The following is a 17,049-nucleotide window of genomic DNA, read 5'->3' as shown; positions in this document are numbered from 1 at the left end:
ATACGGGGGCGGTTTATCAGGCCAACCGCTGCTTCAGAGCTTCGAACTCGTCACGAATGCCGGTCGGCAGCTTCTCGCCGACGAAGTCGAACCACTCTTCGATGAGCGGGATCTCGGCCTTCCACTCGTCGATGTTGACCGCGAGGGCCTCGGTGATGTCGGCGTCCGACACGTCCAGGCCTTCGATGTCGAGTGCCGATCCGGTGGGAACGACGCCGATCGGGGTGTCGATGCCGGCAGCCTTGTGCTCGATGCGCTCGACGATCCACTTCAGGACGCGAGAGTTCTCGCCGAAGCCTGGCCACAGGAAGCGTCCGTCATCGCCACGGCGGAACCAGTTGACGTAGAAGACCTTGGGGAGCTTGGACGCGTCCGCGGACTTGCCGAGGTCGATCCAGTGCTGGAAGTAGTCACCGACGTTGTAGCCGAGGAACGGCAGCATTGCCATCGGATCGCGGCGAACCGTACCGACCTGGCCTTCGGCTGCTGCGGTCTGCTCGGAGCCGACCGTTGCACCCATGAAGACGCCGTGCTGCCAGTCGCGAGCCTCGGTGACCAGCGGAACCGTCGTCTTGCGGCGTCCACCGAACAGGATTGCCGAGATCGGCACGCCCTTCGGGTCGTCCCACTCGGGAGCCATGATCGGGCACTGCGACATCGGGGTGCAGTAACGCGAGTTGGGATGAGCCGCATGGGTGCCCGACTCGGGCGTCCACTCGTTGCCCTTCCAGTCGATCAGGTGCTGCGGGTCGCCTTCGAGGCCTTCCCACCAGACGTCACCGTCGTCGGTCAGAGCGACGTTGGTGAAGACCGTGTTGCCCTGGTCGATGGTGCGCATGGCGTTGGGGTTCGACGACCAGTTGGTGCCGGGAGCCACGCCGAAGAAACCGAATTCCGGGTTGACGGCGTAGAGCTGTCCGTCCTCACCGAAACGCATCCAGGCAATGTCGTCGCCGAGGGTCTCGGCGCGCCATCCGGGGATGGTCGGCTGGATCATCGCGAGGTTGGTCTTGCCACAAGCGGAGGGGAATGCCGCCGCGATGTAGTAGGCCTTGTCCTCGGGCGAGATGAGCTTGAGGATGAGCATGTGCTCGGCCAGCCAGCCCTCGTCGTGTGCCATTGCCGAAGCGATACGCAGCGAGTAGCACTTCTTGCCCAGGAGAGCGTTTCCGCCGTAGCCGGAACCGAAGCTCCAGATCTCACGATCCTCGGGGAAGTGGGTGATGTACTTGGTGTCGTTGCACGGCCACGCGACATCTTCCTGGCCATCGGCCAGCGGAGCGCCCAGCGAGTGCAGCGCCTTGACGAAGAATCCGTCGGTGCCGAGCTTGTCGAGAACCTTGCCGCCCATGCGGGTCATGACGCGCATGGAGACGACGACGTACTCGGAATCGGTGAGCTCGACGCCCAGCTTCGGATCCTCGGCGTCGAGGGGGCCCATGCAGAACGGCACGACGTACATGGTGCGTCCACGCATGCAACCGCGGTACAGGTCACCCATGAGGGTGCGCATCTCCGCCGGGTCCATCCAGTTGTTGGTGGGACCTGCGTCGATTTCTTCCTTCGAGCAGATGTACGTACGCGATTCGACTCGCGCGACATCGGACGGATCGGAGTTGCCGAGGAAAGAGTTCGGCTTCTTCTCGTCGTTGAGGCGGGTGAAGGTTCCTGCCTCGACCAACTTCGTTGTCAGTCGGTCCCATTCTTCGTCCGAGCCGTCTGCGAAGACGACGCGATCAGGCTGGGTGAGTTCGGCAACCTCTTGCACCCATGCAAGCAGTTCCTTGTGCTGCGTGGGGGGCGTGCCGTCAGTTCCATTGAGACCGGGAATGGTCGCTGAGGTCATCAAACTCTCCTGGGGTGAGCCGGAACCGGGTTCTCGTGACACCGGATGCAAACTGCAGCGCCCCGATACCAGTCGATCCCGGTGTCCCCCTCTCGACGGGGTCCAGCCGCGTCATCCACTCACGTGGATTTCACGGACGCCGGGTGTCCTATGTATTGAGGTTAACGCTGGCTGTTCACCTGCAGGTAATCGGGTGCGGTCAGAAATGTCACAGAAACGATTCAGTTGGTGTGTTCAGGTGCCTACCCGGCGCTCAGAGCACATAAACGGAACCTTTTCAGAGCGCTCCGGCATCGATTTTCTGCCACACGAGGGCGCCTTCGTCGTCTCGACTGCATTCCCAGGCCGAGTAGTCGCCGTCCGACTCGATCATCGTGAGGCGATCGGCGCTACCGTCGCGATCGAAATCGGACACGATCACGACGTCGTCGTCGGAGTGGACGACACGGCTGTCGACCGTTCCGTCACCGTCCAAGTCGAAGGCGTCGAAGTTCAGGTCGCCGGCATCGACCGGTCCCGACGAGGGCCCGAAGGTCTCGGGGTCGATACGCCCAGGATCGAGCGCTTCGGCTTCGTGCCCGTCGATGTGTCCGGCCGTGATCAGAAATGCGTCCATTACTCCCCCTACTGGATGGTGACCTACCGCTTCGGCAACCCCTACCGAAACCGTCCGCTCAGTATTACCAGACCCCGACGATCAGTCGAGGCCGAAATTGCGGCGCTGTGGAGAACTCTGCACTCGCGGAATGTCAGTAGGCGGCGTTCAAAACGGCGAGGTCGCGCTCGCACGACGCCAGTTGCCCTGATCTGGCCGCGGCAAGCTCACGAAGTTCACCGTCGATCTCCACGATTCGGGCCTGCGCCGACGCCACCTGCTCGCGGCTCTCCGCCATGATCGCCGCTCCCAGATCCGCCTCGGCCTCGAGCAGAACACTCTGGACTCGCTGCTCCCACTGTGCGCGAACCGTCGACATCGATTCGACGATCCACGACCTCGAGTAGGCACGATCCGCCGTCAGCCCGCGAGTTCGCGCCAACCACCACGCCGCGGCGCCACCCAGAACCAACGTCACGGGGATACTCGCGAACTCCAGGGCCGGAATCATCTCCAGCGGAGTCACCGCGATACGGCCGAGGCCGAGACCCGCGGACGCGCCGACAAGAATTGTCACCCGGTCCTCGTTTCCGCGCTGACGGCGCGGCGGGCCCTCCGGAATCCGTGGGGAAGGCATGTATCCGGTCGTGCCCGCCACTTCCACCGCTGCCGCCATCGCGGCATCGAACACCCGGGTGTGGTGGTCGACCTCGTGCTGCAGTCGCGTCGGCACGCTGCCCAATTCGGCTCGCGAGGCCGCGTCGACCCAGGCACGTGCCCCGGCGACCGTCGCCCGGGTTGCCTCGGCGATTTGTTGTGACAGATCCCCGCGCGCTCGTTGCAGTCGGCTTCGCACCTGCACCAGGCGTTCGCCTCGCCGGCCGTCGCGGTCTGCGAGCAGCTGTGATCGCTCGGCCCGCAGTTCGGCACCAGGAACGCTGTCACGCAGATTCCGGATCTCTATCTCGATCATCCGGCGCGTCTGCGCGATGACACCGGAATCCGAACCGCCTGCTTCCCTCTCCCGTGCCGCCCGGCTCACGACCGCAACGAGCGACTGCTCTTGACCGGGCGCAATCGGGACCACCGGGGCCTGAGCAAAAGCGGTGCAGTGCGACGCGAGAATCTCGGCATCACGCCGGCGCACCGCCTGCCAGTCTCGGTAGACGTCGATGCGGGTCAGCGCGACCACCACCGGGATTCCGCTCTCTGCAGCGTCGTCGAGAAGAAGAAGATCCTCGCGTCCGATCACACTGGCGGCGTCGACGACCAGAAGTACGACGTCGGCGTCCACCTCGCGTGTCACTGTCGAACAGTCATCCGAAGCATTGAACATCCGGGCGACGTCTTCCCGTCCACACCTCGGTGGGCCGACAACGTAAATTCTAGTGCCACTGGATGTTTCGGCGACGACCTGGCGACCCGGATCGGATGCCGGATTCCATCGCTGCACCACGCGCAGCACCGAATCCGGAAGTACCGAAACGCTATCCATCGGTCACCGCCGGAGCGGAGCGATCGCCCCCGAGCTGCGCCCACCGACGCACATACCCGCGGCGAATCAGTGAGACCCTTTGTTGCGGAGCCTGTTCCGACTCGTCCACGAGCTCGCCCCACCACCGGCTGCATGTGCCCGCGTCGTCGGCGGTACGAGGATCGGGAGGCTCGCCTTGACGCAGGGCTCGAATTTCGGGGCTCATCATCGCCGCCGCGGCGCCGAACAACACCGCGGAGTCCGAACTCAGATACAACTCGATCTCGTCCCTGCCCGCAGCGCTGCGCGAGGCAGACCGCCTCAGCGCCGGGCCGATCTGCTCGACCCGGCTCCACCACTGCGCCTCCAGAACAGGTCCGAGAGCCGCGAACAATTCTTCGACGCCGCGCCCGGTCAGTGTCTCCACCGGAACCGTGGGCGCGCCGACGGTCTCCGAGATCTCCGCGGCCCGTCCCAGCGCCTCGTCCCAGCGCGGACCGAACAAGTCAGCCTTGTTCGCAGCGACGACCACACGATCGGAAACTCGGGCAATGGCTCGGCCGTCGACGTCGCGGACCGCGTCGACCACCACGTAGACAACGCAACGACGACCCAGATCGGGGTTCGACGTTCCAGGGACGTCGAACGCGCGTGACTCGGTCACCACAACCGGTGCGCCGACGACTCTGTGCGAGAACCTGTCGTCGCGCCCCAGGATCCGCGCCAACGACGACCGCCCCACCCCGGCTCGCCCGGCGACCACCAATTCGAGCGGCGCGCTCAGCGATCCGAGCACCGAGTGAACCGCCTCTGCGGCTCCCGAATCGATCGACGTCAGCCGATATGCCAGAGCGCGCAAGTGGTCGATCGGCTCCGCGCAGGCGTCGTCGATCGATTCTGCGGGCAACATTCGTGACCAATTACTGCATGCAAATCCTGTGTTCATCCCCACCCCACGTCCCCATCGTGTCGGTGAGATTCTGTCAGGTTCTCGGCAAGGACGGCAGGTGACACCACTCTTTCGCTGGCTGTCCGAAGTCGGCTGTTTCAGGACTTTCCGCAGAAAGTCTCAACTCAAACTTCAGACCCGTCTGCGCTAAACGGGGGTCATGCGTGACAATGGGTTCGTGAACGAAGCCGATCAGCATGCACCGCAGACCCCTGACACGGGGCAGACGGACCACGCCAAGGGGTCCCGTCTCCATCCGAGAGTGACCAGCTTTCGCTCTCGCCGGGGTGCGCTGACCGACGCGCAGCAGCAGGCATGGGACCGTCAGTGGCCGCTCATCGGCGCCGACGTCTCGGACACACCGCTCGACGCGAACGCCTGGTTCGGACGCGAGGCACCCCTGATCATCGAGATCGGTTCGGGTACCGGCACCGCGACGGCCGCTATGGCCAAGGCGGAACCGCACGTGAACCTGATCGCGATCGAGGTGTACCGCCCGGGGCTCGCGCAACTTCTCCAGCAGGTCGAGCGTGAAGAGATTCCCAACGTCCGCGTACTACGCGGTGACGCGATGGACGTACTCGAGAACATGGTCGCCCCCGAGTCCCTGACGGGCGTCCGGGTGTTCTTCCCGGACCCGTGGCCCAAGGCCCGCCATCACAAGCGTCGCCTCCTGCAGGGGCCGACGTTCGCGCTGATCGCCAACCGCCTCAAGCCCGGCGGAGTCCTGCACGTGGCAACCGATCACGCCGAGTACGCCGAATGGATCGAAGAAGCCGGCAATGCCGAGCCACTGCTGACCGCACTCGACTGGGAGTCTCCGATGACCCACGAGCGTCCGGTCACCAAGTTCGAGGACAAAGCCCATAAGGTCGGTAGTGCAATCACCGAGCTTATATGGGGGAAGATCAGAGCATGAGCGTCAGCGAACAGCTATCCGACGACGTGACGTCGTCGGAATCTCCTCTCGACTTCGGTCGTGACTCCCGCCACCCCAAGCGGGTGCTTCTGGTCTGGGACGCCCCCAACCTCGACATGGGCCTCGGCGCCATCCTCGGTGGCCGGCCTACCGCCGCCTACCGGCCACGATTCGACGCTTTGGGTCGTTGGCTGCTCTCTCGCACCGCCGAACTGTCCGCACAGAACAGCGGCACGCTCGAGCCTGAAGCGACCGTCTTCACCAACATCGCGTCCGGCAGCGCCGACGTCGTTCGTCCTTGGGTCGAAGCCTTGCGTAACGTGGGTTTCGCGGTGTTCGCCAAGCCGAAGGTCGATGAAGACAGCGATGTCGATTCGGACATGCTCGAGCACATCGCGCTCCGGTACGGCGAGGGCCTCGCCGGAATCATGGTCGCGTCAGCCGACGGCCAAGCGTTCCGCGAACCTCTCGAGGACATCGCAGCAACCGGTATCCCGGTCCAGGTTCTCGGGTTCCGTGAACACGCCAGCTGGGCTGTGTCGTCCGATATCTTGGACTTCGTCGATCTCGAGGACATCCCAGGTGTCTTCCGTGAGCCTCTACCACGGGTAAGCCTGGACACCCTGCCCGACGAGGGCGCCTGGTTGCAGCCGTTCCGACCGCTTTCTGCCCTGCTCATCGGGCGAAAAAGTGTTGCCGAGTAGGAGTTGATCAGTGTTCGCCAGCTGGGGAAGCATCGTCTATCGAGCCCGCTTCACCGTCATCGCTGTCATGGTGGCGGGGCTCCTCGGGCTCGCTGCGTACGGCCTGAGCCTGCAGGATCATCTCAGCCAGAGCGGCTGGGACGATCCGGGGTCGGAATCGGTAGAGGCTGCAAAACTCGCTGACGGCACGTTCGGACGCAGCACGACGGGTGACGTTCTGGCGCTGTACACGGCGCCGGAGGGCAAGACCGTCGACGACCCCGAGTTCCAAGCGAAGGTCATCGACAATCTGCAGCGGCTCGTCGCCGACAACCCCGACCAGATCATGAAGATCAACGGCTCGTACTTCAAGGTCGACAACGGTCTCTCGGTGGCGGCCCTGGCGGACAAGACCAAGCAACACGCGGTCACCAGCATCGCGATCGCCGGCGACAACGACACCGCGGTGTCCAACAACTTCCGCGACGTCGAGTCGCAGTTCTACATCGACGGCGTCGACGTGCAACTCGCCGGCCTGCAACCTGTCGCGAATTCGCTCAACGACACGATGGCCAACGACATCAAGCGCATGGAAATGCTCGCGATTCCCGCCGTCGGTGTCCTGCTGTTCTTCGTCTTCGGTGGCGTCGTCGCTGCAGCCCTCCCGTTGATCGTCGGCGGTCTGACCGTCATCGGCGCCAACGGCATCATTCGACTGATCACCAACTTCACCGAGGTCAACGCGTTTGTTGCGCCCGTGGTCTCTCTGGTCGGCCTGGGTCTCGCGATCGACTACGGACTGTTCATCGTCAGCCGTTTCCGAGAAGAGATAGCCGAGGGGTACGACACCCCGACCGCAGTACGCCGAACGGTCATGACGGCGGGTAGAACGGTCATGTTCTCGGCGACCATGGTTGCCGTCAGCCTCGGCGGTCTGCTGTTGTTCCCGCAGGGCTTCCTCAAATCGGTGGCCTACGGCGCCATTGCTGCCGTCATGCTTGCCGCGATCTCGTCCATCACGATTCTTCCCGCTATTCTCGGCATTCTCGGCAAACGGATCGACGCGCTGACCTTCAAGAAGCTGCGCCAGACCAAGACCAACGAGGAAATCGAGAACGGTTTCTGGGGCAAGCTCACCCGCTGGGTCATGCAGCATCCGCTCAAGGTCGCGGTCCCGATCGTCGCGGCTCTACTGCTGATGATCATTCCGCTGACGGGCATCAAGTTCGGCGGTATCAACGAGACGTACCTGCCCCCGGACAGCCCCACGCGTGTCGCGCAGGCGCAGTTCGACGAGCTCTTCCCCGGCAATCGCACCGAGCCCGTTCGACTCGTCATCGAGGGAGCGGACAACACCACTCTCGGTCAGATTTCCAAGACCGCAAACGCTGCGCCGGGTCTGGTCGAGAAGTTCACCCCGGAGGTTGCGACCAAGGACGGGGTCAACGTCCTCAAAGCCGGTCTGACCGAGCGCAACGAGGCACGTCCCACCATCGACTATCTGCGATCCGCGGATTGGCCCGAGGGCACAACTGTGCTCGTCGGCGGCACTCCGGCCATCGAGCAGGACAGCGTCGATGCGTTGCTCGACCGTCTGCCGCTGATGGTCGTATCGGTCATCCTGCTGACGACGCTGCTGATGTTCTTGACGTTCGGTTCGCTCGTCCTGCCCATCAAGGCTGCGTTGATGAGCGCGCTCGGCCTGGGTTCGACGCTCGGAATCTTGACCTGGATCTTCATCGACGGGCACGGTTCCGGTCTGTTGAACTTCACGCCGGGACCGATCATGTCTCCCGTCCTGGTGTTGATCATCGCGATCGTCTACGGCCTGTCGACCGACTACGAAGTGTTCCTGCTCTCCCGCATGGTCGAAGCGCGAGCGCAGGGCGCAAGTACTACCGAATCCATCCGAATCGGCACGGCACATACCGGCCGGATCATCACCGCTGCCGCACTGATTCTGATCGTGGTCACCGGTGCATTCGGCCTGTCCGATCTGGTGATGATGAAGTACATCTCGTACGGCATGATCTCCGCGCTGATCATCGACGCCACACTGATCCGAATGTTCCTGGTCCCCGCGACCATGAAACTGCTCGGCGACGACTGCTGGTGGGCCCCGGCCTGGATGAAGCGGATCCAGCAGAAGATCGGGCTGGGTGAGCCGATCCTCGACAACGAACTTGTGCTCGCAAACGTCCCGCAGATCGCGCCTGTCGGTGCGATCGCCGGACCGGGTCAGCCGCGCAAGATCGAAGCGGCCTCGCGGGTCATGCCGCCGCCTGCCCCGGCTGCACAGCCGGAAAGCGGACCTCGTGTTCCCGATCCTCTCACCGAGCCCATTCCGCTCAGCGAAATGACGATCAAGGCACCGAACACGGATACACCTGCCGCGGAGAAGCCGGCACCGCGACGTCGTCTCGATATCGGGAGTGCAGCCAGCGCGCCCCAGAACTTGATCGAGGCACCGGTCCCCAATCCTTCGTACCGACCGCAACCGAACACCACCGACAAGCGGAGAAACCCGACGCCCGCTGCGCCGGCCGAGCGTCCCATCGAGAGTTGGTTGTCGGACCTGCGGGCTCGGGAACAGACTCCCCCGGCCTCACGGCCGCTGCCGGTGGTGCGGACGCCTTCGCGTACTAACGGTTCGGCAAGCAGCGGTTCAGGTACCAACGGCTCGAGCCGGAATGGCTCTGCAAACGGTGCTACCAACGGTTCTGCAACAAATGGCGCTGCAACAAACGGCGCTGCAACAAACGGCTCGGCCCCGACCTCGGTGGAGGCGACCCCCCAGTCGCCGCCTCCACCGATCGCTCCGGAGCGTCGTCCCACCGAGCCCCGAGTCTCGGATGCCTCTGACGGCGACGACAACGCCACCGGCAGGCACCGACCTGACGACGCAGGCGCCATCAGTGTCAGCGAGCTCATCGCTCGCCAGAAGCGGAGCTGACCTGCTCCTGCTTGGCGAAGGCTCGTGCATAACGAGTCCCGACCAGCAGGAGCAGCAAGCCGACCACCAGGAAGGCAGCGCTGCGCACCAGCCCACTGAGCGTGGCCAGGTCGAAGAGGAACAGCTTGGCCACTGCCGCGCTGGTGAGAGCAAGACCAGCTCCGAGCAAAACGCGAGCATGCTGACGGTTGTTCAATCCGAGCACCAGCGCTGACGTGGCGGCAAGCATCCAGACGATGGTTGCAACGCTGTGCCCGGCAACAAATCCGGTTGCACTGTCGAAGATTTCGACGCCGGACGAGACGAGCGCACACGTCACCGCGTAGAGGACACCGAACCCTGCGGCCGCCCATAGAACCGCTGCATTCGAATCGGCGATCAACTTCAGTCGGTGAATCGCCCACACCAGCATCACCAGTGCACCTATCGCCGTCAGGCTCGAGAGTGCCGTGATCGCACCGAGTTGCATGGATGCGGCACGGGCAGTCGTCAACGCTTCCGGCGGAACCGTCGTGAGGTATCCGATCGATCCGATTGCCGCAAAGGCGGTTCCGAGGGCGAAGACGAAGCGCGAACCCGCATACAGCGAGACTCCGAGGAAGATCATGCCGACGGTGAGGACCAGCGGTACGACCAGAGATTCCGTCGCCCCGGACAAGCAGCACAGCAACAATGCAAGAGCGCCGGTTGCGCCCAGTCCGAATCGCAGTTGCGTCGGCAAAGGCTTGGCTGCCGCTGCAGCGGAAAGTAGTAGTAGCGCTGCAATTCCGTACAGCACTGCGGATTCGGTGCGCCCGAGCACGGTCCCGACGCTCATCAGCGGAAGGGACGAGACAACAAAGGTAGCGGTGGACCACGCCCCTGCAACTCCGCCGCGCGAGGGCGAACCCGTCCACTGCATAGCCATCGCGCAGCCCGCGCCCACTATTGCAACCACGCCGGCACTGATCACCAATTGCACTGCACTGTTACCGGATTCGCTGAAGATGGACTCCGACGCTATCGCTACGAGCAGCGCGAGAACCACCGGTACTGTGCGCGCCATGCCCAGGTACTTCCAGTCACGACCGAGTTGGGCGGAGAACGTCGCCGACTGGATCGCGAAGAGGAAACCGATGAGAGTCAACGATATTCCCGACGTCAACACGGGAGCCAGCACCGCTGCGCCCAGAACGATCATGAGCGCCAGTGATTCGGAATCCCATTTCACCCCCAAAGCAACGCCGGCCGCGGCAATCCCGAAGGCAATCACCACCGCGAGCGGCGTCGTCACCCAACCGTAGAGAACAGAGGCAGCGACGACGTCGAGGTACATTCCCGCAAAACCGGTGGCAGCCAGAGCAATCGCTCCCACTTTGCCACCTGGTCGTCCGTGGACCCGTACTCCGGCAAACACCAAGGCGCCGGAAAGGAGTGCGCCACCGAGCACCCGCAGCGGCGGTCCGAAGAATCCGGCCTGCGCTGCAAGTACCAGCAGCATCACGACGCCGATCAGTGTGACGGCTACACCGGCGGCGGCCAGGAGTCGACTGATGACACCGTCGCGTTGCCACCAGGGCTGGCGAGGTGCGGCAACCGGATACGTCGGCGGCTGCCAGGTGGGCACGTTCTGCTGAGGACGCATTGGCGGCATCTGTGGCGCCGGAGCTGCGGGTGCCGGAACTACCGGCATGGGCGGGGGCACAGTAGCCGAGGCCAGCTGAGTCTGCAGGATCGACAGGTTCTGGCCCATGTGGCGCAACTGCCGGCCGATGCTGTCGCACTCGGCTGACAGGGCGGTCACCAGTCGCGGATCGACGGCGGAAGAGCTCGGTGTGGTCATGGCTACGAGCTTGCTGCGTGGCCGAACCGATCAGATGAGTAGTACTACTCGATCAGCCTGGGGAGTTCTCGTATTCAACTGAGGACACCTTCGACTGACGGCACCATCGACCGACTGCATCATCGACCGACAGGGAACTATCGCCGAGGCGCTGCATTCCGCAATCGTTCGGAGAGCAACCGACCCGAAGTGTGAAGCGGAGCGGGATCCTGACGCGCCCGAGCGAGGACAAGCGCGCCCTCGAGTGCGGACAGAGCGAGAATTGCCTCGGACTCTGCGTCTTCGCGGGACCAACCGTCGGCTTCGAGGCGCTGAGCCAGCAGCCCCAGCCACGAGTTGTACCCGTCCGCACAAGCACCACGGATGACCTCGGATTCGGTTGCGGCATCCAGTGTTGCCGTGGCCAGGGCGCATCCACGTTCGTAGTCCGAATCCGACAAACGCGCAGCCAGTGCGGCAGCAAATGCCGAGATCGCGGTGGCGGCATCGGGTGAGCTCTCCAGGAGATGCCGGATGAAATCGGCCATTGCCTCACCGCGTCGCCTCAGAGCCTCGCCTGCGAGTTCTTCCTTGCCACCGGGAAAGTGAAAGTACAAGGACCCCTTGGTGGTCGCGCTCGCCGAGAGCACTTCCGACACACCCGTTCCCGCGTACCCCTTCCGCTGCAACAAGTCGGCAGCGGCATCGACCAACAAATCCCTCGTAGACATAAGTTCAACATACCGATCAGTACACATATCAACAACACTTGAAGTGCATAAATCGCCAAAACCTTGCATCACTAGACCGATTGGTACATGATTCGAGAATTGAAACCGGAGCGCAGCCAACGACGCTCACGACGGCAAAGGACCAAATCGATGTCACCGAATTCCGCAAACCACACCACGACGACCGTCCTCGGACCGGACGTAGATCTTGCCGGGACTCTCGCGGCCACCGGCGTCCGGATGATGGTTCGAAGCAAACAAACCGAGGGAGGATTCTCTCTTGTACAACACCGCATCGCTCCGCATTCGATGACCTCACCGGTCCATCGCCACAGCCGCGAAGACGAGTACACGGTGGTTCAAAGTGGCCGCGTCGCAGCGATGGTCGGAGACGAGGTCGTCTACGCGGAGACTGGCGCCATGATCTTCAAACCGCGTGGCCAGTGGCACGCCGTGTGGAATCCCGACGACGCTCCAGCACGGATTCTCGAAATCATCACGCCCGGAGGGATGGAAGACCTGTTCGAACTGATGCCGAAACTTCTGGCCGAAGCAGGTTCCGCCGCGGAATCGGTTGCAGCGCGGGTAGAAGCAGATTTCGGGATCGAATTCGATCTCGTTGCCACCGCCGAGATCGCACAGACGCACGGTGTGGGATTCGGCATCGAAAGTCACTGACCGACTGCCAGCACCTACCGATCAAAGGAAGATTCATGCTTGTACTCACCGGAGCAGAAGACCTCAGCGCCAACCTGAACCAAGAGTTGGGCGTCAGCGACTGGCACGATGTCACGCAGGAGTCCATCGACGAGTTCGCCCGGGTCACCGGCGACGATCAGTGGATTCACGTCGATGTGGATCGCGCGAAGGAGTCACCGTTCGGTGGAACGATCGCGCACGGCAACTACACGCTCTCACTCGGACCCATGTTCTCGTATGCGATGTTCTCGCTCGAGGGTTTTGCGTTTGCTCTCAACTGCGGATTCGACAAGGTCAGGTTGCCTGCTCCGCTTCCGGTTGGCTCTCGCGTCCGCATGCGTGCAACGTTGAGCAAAGTCGAACCGATCAATGGCGGCGTCCAGATCACGGTGACGCAGACATTCGAACGAGAACACGGTGACAAACCCGTGTGCGTCGCCGAGATGTTGACCCGCGCGTATCACTGAAAGGTCAGGAGCCGAACATCTTTCGGATCGTGGTACCGAAGGGATGCTTCGCGGTGACACTGCCGAATCGCACCTTGCCGTGCACCACCAGATGCAGCGGGCCCATCTGCGGGCCGGAACGAACCTTGTTCGACGCGCTTCCTCCGACTGCTTCGACACCGTTCATGTCCACCGTCGCCTCTTCGGGAACGATCAGTGAAATCGAACTGGCGTAGTCGTCGATCGAGATGTTCACGACCTGCGTCTGCATCACAGCGCGCGTGAAATCGATAGTCACACTGGACATTCTGGTATCGACCACGACAGAGGGAGGAACGATCCATGCGCCGTTTCGCGTCACCGTCGCCATTCGTCCACGGATTACGGCAGCATTTGCCGTTCCGTAGTTACCGACTACCGGAGCCCCGACGGGTGCGCGGTAAGGCAGGCTCGGGTGAACCGGCGGCGGTTGGGGTTGGTACGTCGGCGCAGGATACGGCTGGCCTTGGTACATCGGCTGACCTGCATTGGGATACGCGGGTGGGTCGTAGTCGGAGATCAGCGTGATGCCCGGAAGATCGGCGAGAACCGAGTTGAGCTCACCTCGCGTCTTTGCAGCCAAGGCAGTGTCCATGCGCTCGGTGAACTCACCGAGCGAGAGCATCCCTTGACCGACAGCTTTCTGCAGCAGCTCGCCGACGTGCTCTCGTTCGGCATCGGATACGCGTAAATTCCTGGCCTCCATGATTTCCAGGATAAACGTTATTCGAGACCTTGTTCTATCGCGTATCGCGTGAGCTCGACGCGATTGGCCAACTGAAGCTTCCGAAGCGTTGCCTGCACATGGTTTTCGACGGTCCGGTGGCTGAGCGAGAGCCTCGTGGCGATCTGTTTTGCGCTCAGCCCCTTGGCGACAAGACGGAGCACTTCGGTCTCACGGTCGGTGAGCCGAGGCAGCTCGGGTGCGCGATCGTCGGCCGGTGCCGTCGACATCCGGCGGTACTCGCCGAGCACCAATCCGGCGAGGCCGGGTGTGAAGACAGCTTGTCCGTCGAAAGTCGCTCGCACGGCCTCGAGTAGTTCCGCCACCGAAGCACTCTTGACCAGGTAACCCGACGCTCCGGCTTTGACCGCGTCGAGGACGTCGTCACGCTCGGCGGAGGCCGAAAGCACCAGTACCTTGCTCTTCGGCGAAACCTCGAGCACTGCGGTGGTGGCGTCGGCACCGTTTCCGTCCGGCAGGTTCATGTCCATCAGAACCACGGCCGGTTGCACGGCGGCGGCTCGGCGGCGCGCACTCTCGACGCCCTCCGCCGTGGCGCTCACGGTGAAGCCGGCGGCTTCGAGGTCCCGGGAGACACCGTCGCGCCACATCGGGTGATCGTCGACGACCATCACCGTCACCGGATTCTCGCCCTTTTCGTCAGCCACGCTCACTCTTCCCCTTCGGAACGTTGATCTCCCATTCGGTGCCCTCCCCCGGCCCGGTTTGCAGGACTGCAGTTCCGCCGAGCACCTGTACTCGACCGAGAATGGACTTCGATACTCCCATGCGGCCTTCGGCCTCGGCCTGCGCCAAGCGACCTTCGGGGATTCCGACGCCGTCGTCGCGGACACTGACGATCACCTCGTCCGGCAGATCTTCGAGCAATACGTACGCCTTCGCCGCAGGACCGGCGTGCAGCCCGACATTGGACAGGGCATTGTCGACGATGGCTGCCAGTTCGATTGCTCGATCGCGCTCGATCACGACCGGATGCGCGGGCGTCGACACCGACACCGACGTGCTGGCCTGCGTGGTCAGCAGCGGACACAGATCCACTGTCTGTCCGCCGACATCTGCCGCGGCACCCGAAACCTGCTCGGAAATCAGCATTCTCAACGCGACCTCCTGCTCGCCGGCCAGAGCGGCCAGCTCAGCTGCCTCGCCGCCGAGTGCGGCTCCTCGCCGGCGCACCATCGCCAGCACCTGCAGAACGCCGTCGTGTACTTCGCGTGCCAAGCGTTCGCGCTCTTCCGTTGCCGCGGCCAGACGTACGGCTTGTTCGAGTTGCCGATGCGAGCGCCGAGCGGTGGTGGTGGCCAAGCCCAACGCCAGACCGACCGATACGAGAACGGGAGCCGTCGCATCGCGCCAGAGATCCAGGTTGACCTGATCGCGGATGATCGCGCTGGCCGCCGAAATGACAACTCCGGACGCCATACCGAGCCACGGCCCGCCGAGAATTGCCGCGGAGATGACCGCGTTGGTGGCCCACAGCGTGGTGGGGAGCGTCTGGTGATTCTGATACCACTCGTGGTCGGAGACCAGCCTCGTCGACGCCATCAGCAAGATGACGACCACCTGATCGGCGATCACCACCTGGTACCTCGGCAGCTTCTTACCGAACAGAGCACCGGAAGTTCCGAGCAACAGCGCCGACACCCCGGTCCACACGGCCATCAGAGCGACGAAGAACCAGCTGAGCCGGGAGTTGGTGTAGTCGGAGGCCGAAGCGAACTGGTAGCTGATCGCGTACACCAGCGTGACGAGGCGAAATGCCTGCGCCGCCCGCCACAGCGGGGCATCAGGGTCGGTGTCGACGCCCGACGCCTCGCGAACGGTCGGCTGATAGTGCAGCCGACGACGGCGGGTGGGCTCAGTCATCGGGAGGAGTGGGGTTCACGATGCGAGGCTCGGCGCGCGGCTCGTCGGGTTCGGCGGGGAACAGTGGGGTCTCCGGATCTTCGACGTGCAGTTCGGCGTACGCGATGTCCGGGTCGTCGGCGAGGAGGGAACGAATGGCGGTATTCAGGACCGCGACGATCGGAACAGCCAAGAGCCCGCCGACGATTCCGGCGAGGACGATGCCCGTTGTAATGGCGAGAACGACTGCCAGCGGATGCAGGCGAACAGCGCGACCCAACAACAGCGGTTGCATCACGTGCGCTTCGAGCTGCATGACGCCGATGATGATGCCGAGGACGATCAGTGCCGTCAGGAAACCCTTCGTGACCAGAGCGACAAGCACCGCGAGAAAACCGGTCAGAAATGCGCCGACGATCGGGATGAACGCGCCGATGAACACCAACGACGCCAGTGGCAGGGCGAGCGGCACCCCGAGGATCGCCAGGCCGGCACCGATACCGATCGCGTCGGCGGCGGCAACCGCGACCGTGGCGCGCACGTAACCGATCAGCGACCCAAAACCTGCAGAACCGGCGATCCGCACCCGACGACGCGCGTCGGTGGGAACGATCCGGGTGACGAACTGCCAGATCTGGTCGCCGCCGTAGAGGAAGAAGATGAGAGTGAACAGCGTCAGCAATGCCCCGGTGAAGATCTCGCCGATGACCGTCGCCGTGGTCAAGGCGCCGCTGGTCAGGGACTCACGATTGGATTGCACCGACTTGACGACCGAATCACCAGCCTGGCGGATCTGATCCTCGCTGAAGTGCAGCGGTCCGCTGGTGAGCCAGTTCTGAATCTGCGTGACGCTGGCCGTGAACTGGTCGGTGAGCTGGGGCAACCCGTCGATGAACTGCTCGACGACAAACGTCATGATTCCCGCGACCAGTCCGATCGAGGCAAGCAGAACGACGATGACGGCTGCCGAGCGAGGAACTCCCCATACCTGTAGCCGATCGACAACCGGAATCAGCAGAGCCGATGCCAGTAGAGCCAGCCCCACCGGGATGAGCACGGTCTCGAGGCGCAGAACCACGTATCCGAGGACCAGTAGCCCGGCAAAGATCACGATGAGGCGCCACGACCATTCCGCCGCGATGCGCACGCCCGGGTGCACCGCCCGAGCGTCGGCGGAGATGGGTTTGTTCATCCTCGAAGCTCGCTCCGCACGCCCCCTGTTTGCGTTCACCTCGCGAGCCTAACCGGACCGGCCGACACAGGTGAGCGGACCAATAATCGGACGCGCGTACCAACACTTCGAGCTCTGCCAGCTAAATTGAACCCT

General features: G+C 63.4%; 15 protein-coding genes. 5 read left to right on the top strand and 10 right to left on the bottom strand.

Annotation, left to right across the window (positions count from 1 at the left end; translation table 11 throughout):
- Positions 1-16: 16 nt before the first annotated feature.
- From B0E55_RS02390 to B0E55_RS02375, 4 genes are all read right to left on the bottom strand, one after another.
- Complete coding sequence (locus B0E55_RS02390) at positions 17-1,846, bottom strand: phosphoenolpyruvate carboxykinase (GTP) (protein WP_080909060.1); 1,830 nt, start codon at positions 1,844-1,846, stop codon at positions 17-19.
- Between the two features lie 277 nt (positions 1,847-2,123).
- Complete coding sequence (locus tag B0E55_RS02385) at positions 2,124-2,462, bottom strand: DUF6802 family protein (RefSeq protein WP_080909009.1); 339 nt, start codon at positions 2,460-2,462, stop codon at positions 2,124-2,126.
- A 133-nt stretch (positions 2,463-2,595) separates the two neighbouring features.
- Positions 2,596-3,747 (bottom strand): hypothetical protein, encoded by a 1,152-nt coding sequence (locus tag B0E55_RS02380; RefSeq protein ID WP_241895989.1) that lies wholly within the window; start codon positions 3,745-3,747, stop codon positions 2,596-2,598.
- A gap of 181 nt (positions 3,748-3,928) precedes the next feature.
- On the bottom strand, positions 3,929-4,825 hold the full coding sequence (locus B0E55_RS02375; protein WP_070386327.1) for a GTPase domain-containing protein: 897 nt from the start codon (positions 4,823-4,825) through the stop codon (positions 3,929-3,931).
- Between the two features lie 199 nt (positions 4,826-5,024).
- Here B0E55_RS02375 and trmB point away from each other — a divergent pair, with 199 nt between their 5' ends.
- From trmB to B0E55_RS02360, 3 genes are read left to right on the top strand one after another with little or no spacing between them, the layout of a single operon-like run.
- Positions 5,025-5,783, top strand: a complete 759-nt coding sequence (trmB, locus tag B0E55_RS02370; RefSeq protein WP_019747110.1) for a tRNA (guanosine(46)-N7)-methyltransferase TrmB — start codon at positions 5,025-5,027, stop codon at positions 5,781-5,783.
- Positions 5,780-6,487, top strand: a complete 708-nt coding sequence (locus B0E55_RS02365) for an NYN domain-containing protein (RefSeq protein ID WP_003945733.1) — start codon at positions 5,780-5,782, stop codon at positions 6,485-6,487. The genes trmB and B0E55_RS02365 overlap by 4 nt, the downstream gene beginning before the upstream one ends.
- Positions 6,488-6,497: 10 nt before the next feature.
- Positions 6,498-9,419, top strand: coding sequence for an MMPL family transporter (locus B0E55_RS02360; protein ID WP_021343022.1), 2,922 nt, complete (start codon positions 6,498-6,500; stop codon positions 9,417-9,419).
- Here the strand turns inward: B0E55_RS02360 and B0E55_RS02355 are convergent.
- Complete coding sequence (locus B0E55_RS02355; RefSeq protein WP_080909007.1) at positions 9,394-11,241, bottom strand: DUF2339 domain-containing protein; 1,848 nt, start codon at positions 11,239-11,241, stop codon at positions 9,394-9,396. The genes B0E55_RS02360 and B0E55_RS02355 overlap by 26 nt on opposite strands.
- Before the next feature lie 137 nt (positions 11,242-11,378).
- Positions 11,379-11,951 carry a TetR/AcrR family transcriptional regulator gene (locus B0E55_RS02350; protein WP_019747106.1) on the bottom strand — a complete coding sequence of 191 codons (573 nt, stop codon included), beginning with the start codon at positions 11,949-11,951 and terminating at the stop codon, positions 11,379-11,381.
- 150 nt (positions 11,952-12,101) lie between these two features.
- Between B0E55_RS02350 and B0E55_RS02345 the strand changes: the two genes are divergently transcribed.
- Both B0E55_RS02345 and B0E55_RS02340 read left to right on the top strand, forming a co-directional pair.
- On the top strand, positions 12,102-12,629 hold the full coding sequence (locus tag B0E55_RS02345; RefSeq protein WP_020968577.1) for a cupin domain-containing protein: 528 nt from the start codon (positions 12,102-12,104) through the stop codon (positions 12,627-12,629).
- 35 nt (positions 12,630-12,664) lie between these two features.
- A complete protein-coding gene (locus B0E55_RS02340) occupies positions 12,665-13,117 on the top strand; it encodes a MaoC family dehydratase (protein WP_019747104.1) in 453 nt (150 codons plus the stop codon).
- A gap of 4 nt (positions 13,118-13,121) precedes the next feature.
- Here B0E55_RS02340 and B0E55_RS02335 read toward each other — a convergent pair whose 3' ends face one another.
- From B0E55_RS02335 to B0E55_RS02320, 4 genes are read right to left on the bottom strand one after another with little or no spacing between them, the layout of a single operon-like run.
- A complete protein-coding gene (locus B0E55_RS02335; protein WP_042950911.1) occupies positions 13,122-13,841 on the bottom strand; it encodes a DUF1707 SHOCT-like domain-containing protein in 720 nt (239 codons plus the stop codon).
- 17 nt (positions 13,842-13,858) lie between these two features.
- Positions 13,859-14,491: a response regulator gene (locus tag B0E55_RS02330; RefSeq protein ID WP_047269712.1), complete on the bottom strand. Its 633-nt coding sequence runs from the start codon at positions 14,489-14,491 to the stop codon at positions 13,859-13,861.
- A 28-nt stretch (positions 14,492-14,519) separates the two neighbouring features.
- Positions 14,520-15,743, bottom strand: a complete 1,224-nt coding sequence (macS, locus tag B0E55_RS02325) for a MacS family sensor histidine kinase (RefSeq protein WP_003945490.1) — start codon at positions 15,741-15,743, stop codon at positions 14,520-14,522.
- A complete protein-coding gene (locus tag B0E55_RS02320; RefSeq protein ID WP_019747101.1) occupies positions 15,736-16,914 on the bottom strand; it encodes an AI-2E family transporter in 1,179 nt (392 codons plus the stop codon). Before B0E55_RS02320 ends, macS begins: the two co-directional genes overlap by 8 nt.
- Positions 16,915-17,049: the final 135 nt, after the last annotated feature.

Origin of the sequence: Rhodococcus sp. 66b, from assembly GCF_002076325.1 — a bacterium.
Classification (GTDB): Bacteria; Actinomycetota; Actinomycetes; order Mycobacteriales; family Mycobacteriaceae; genus Rhodococcus_F; species Rhodococcus_F erythropolis.
This window is presented reverse-complemented; position numbering and strand designations above follow the sequence as displayed.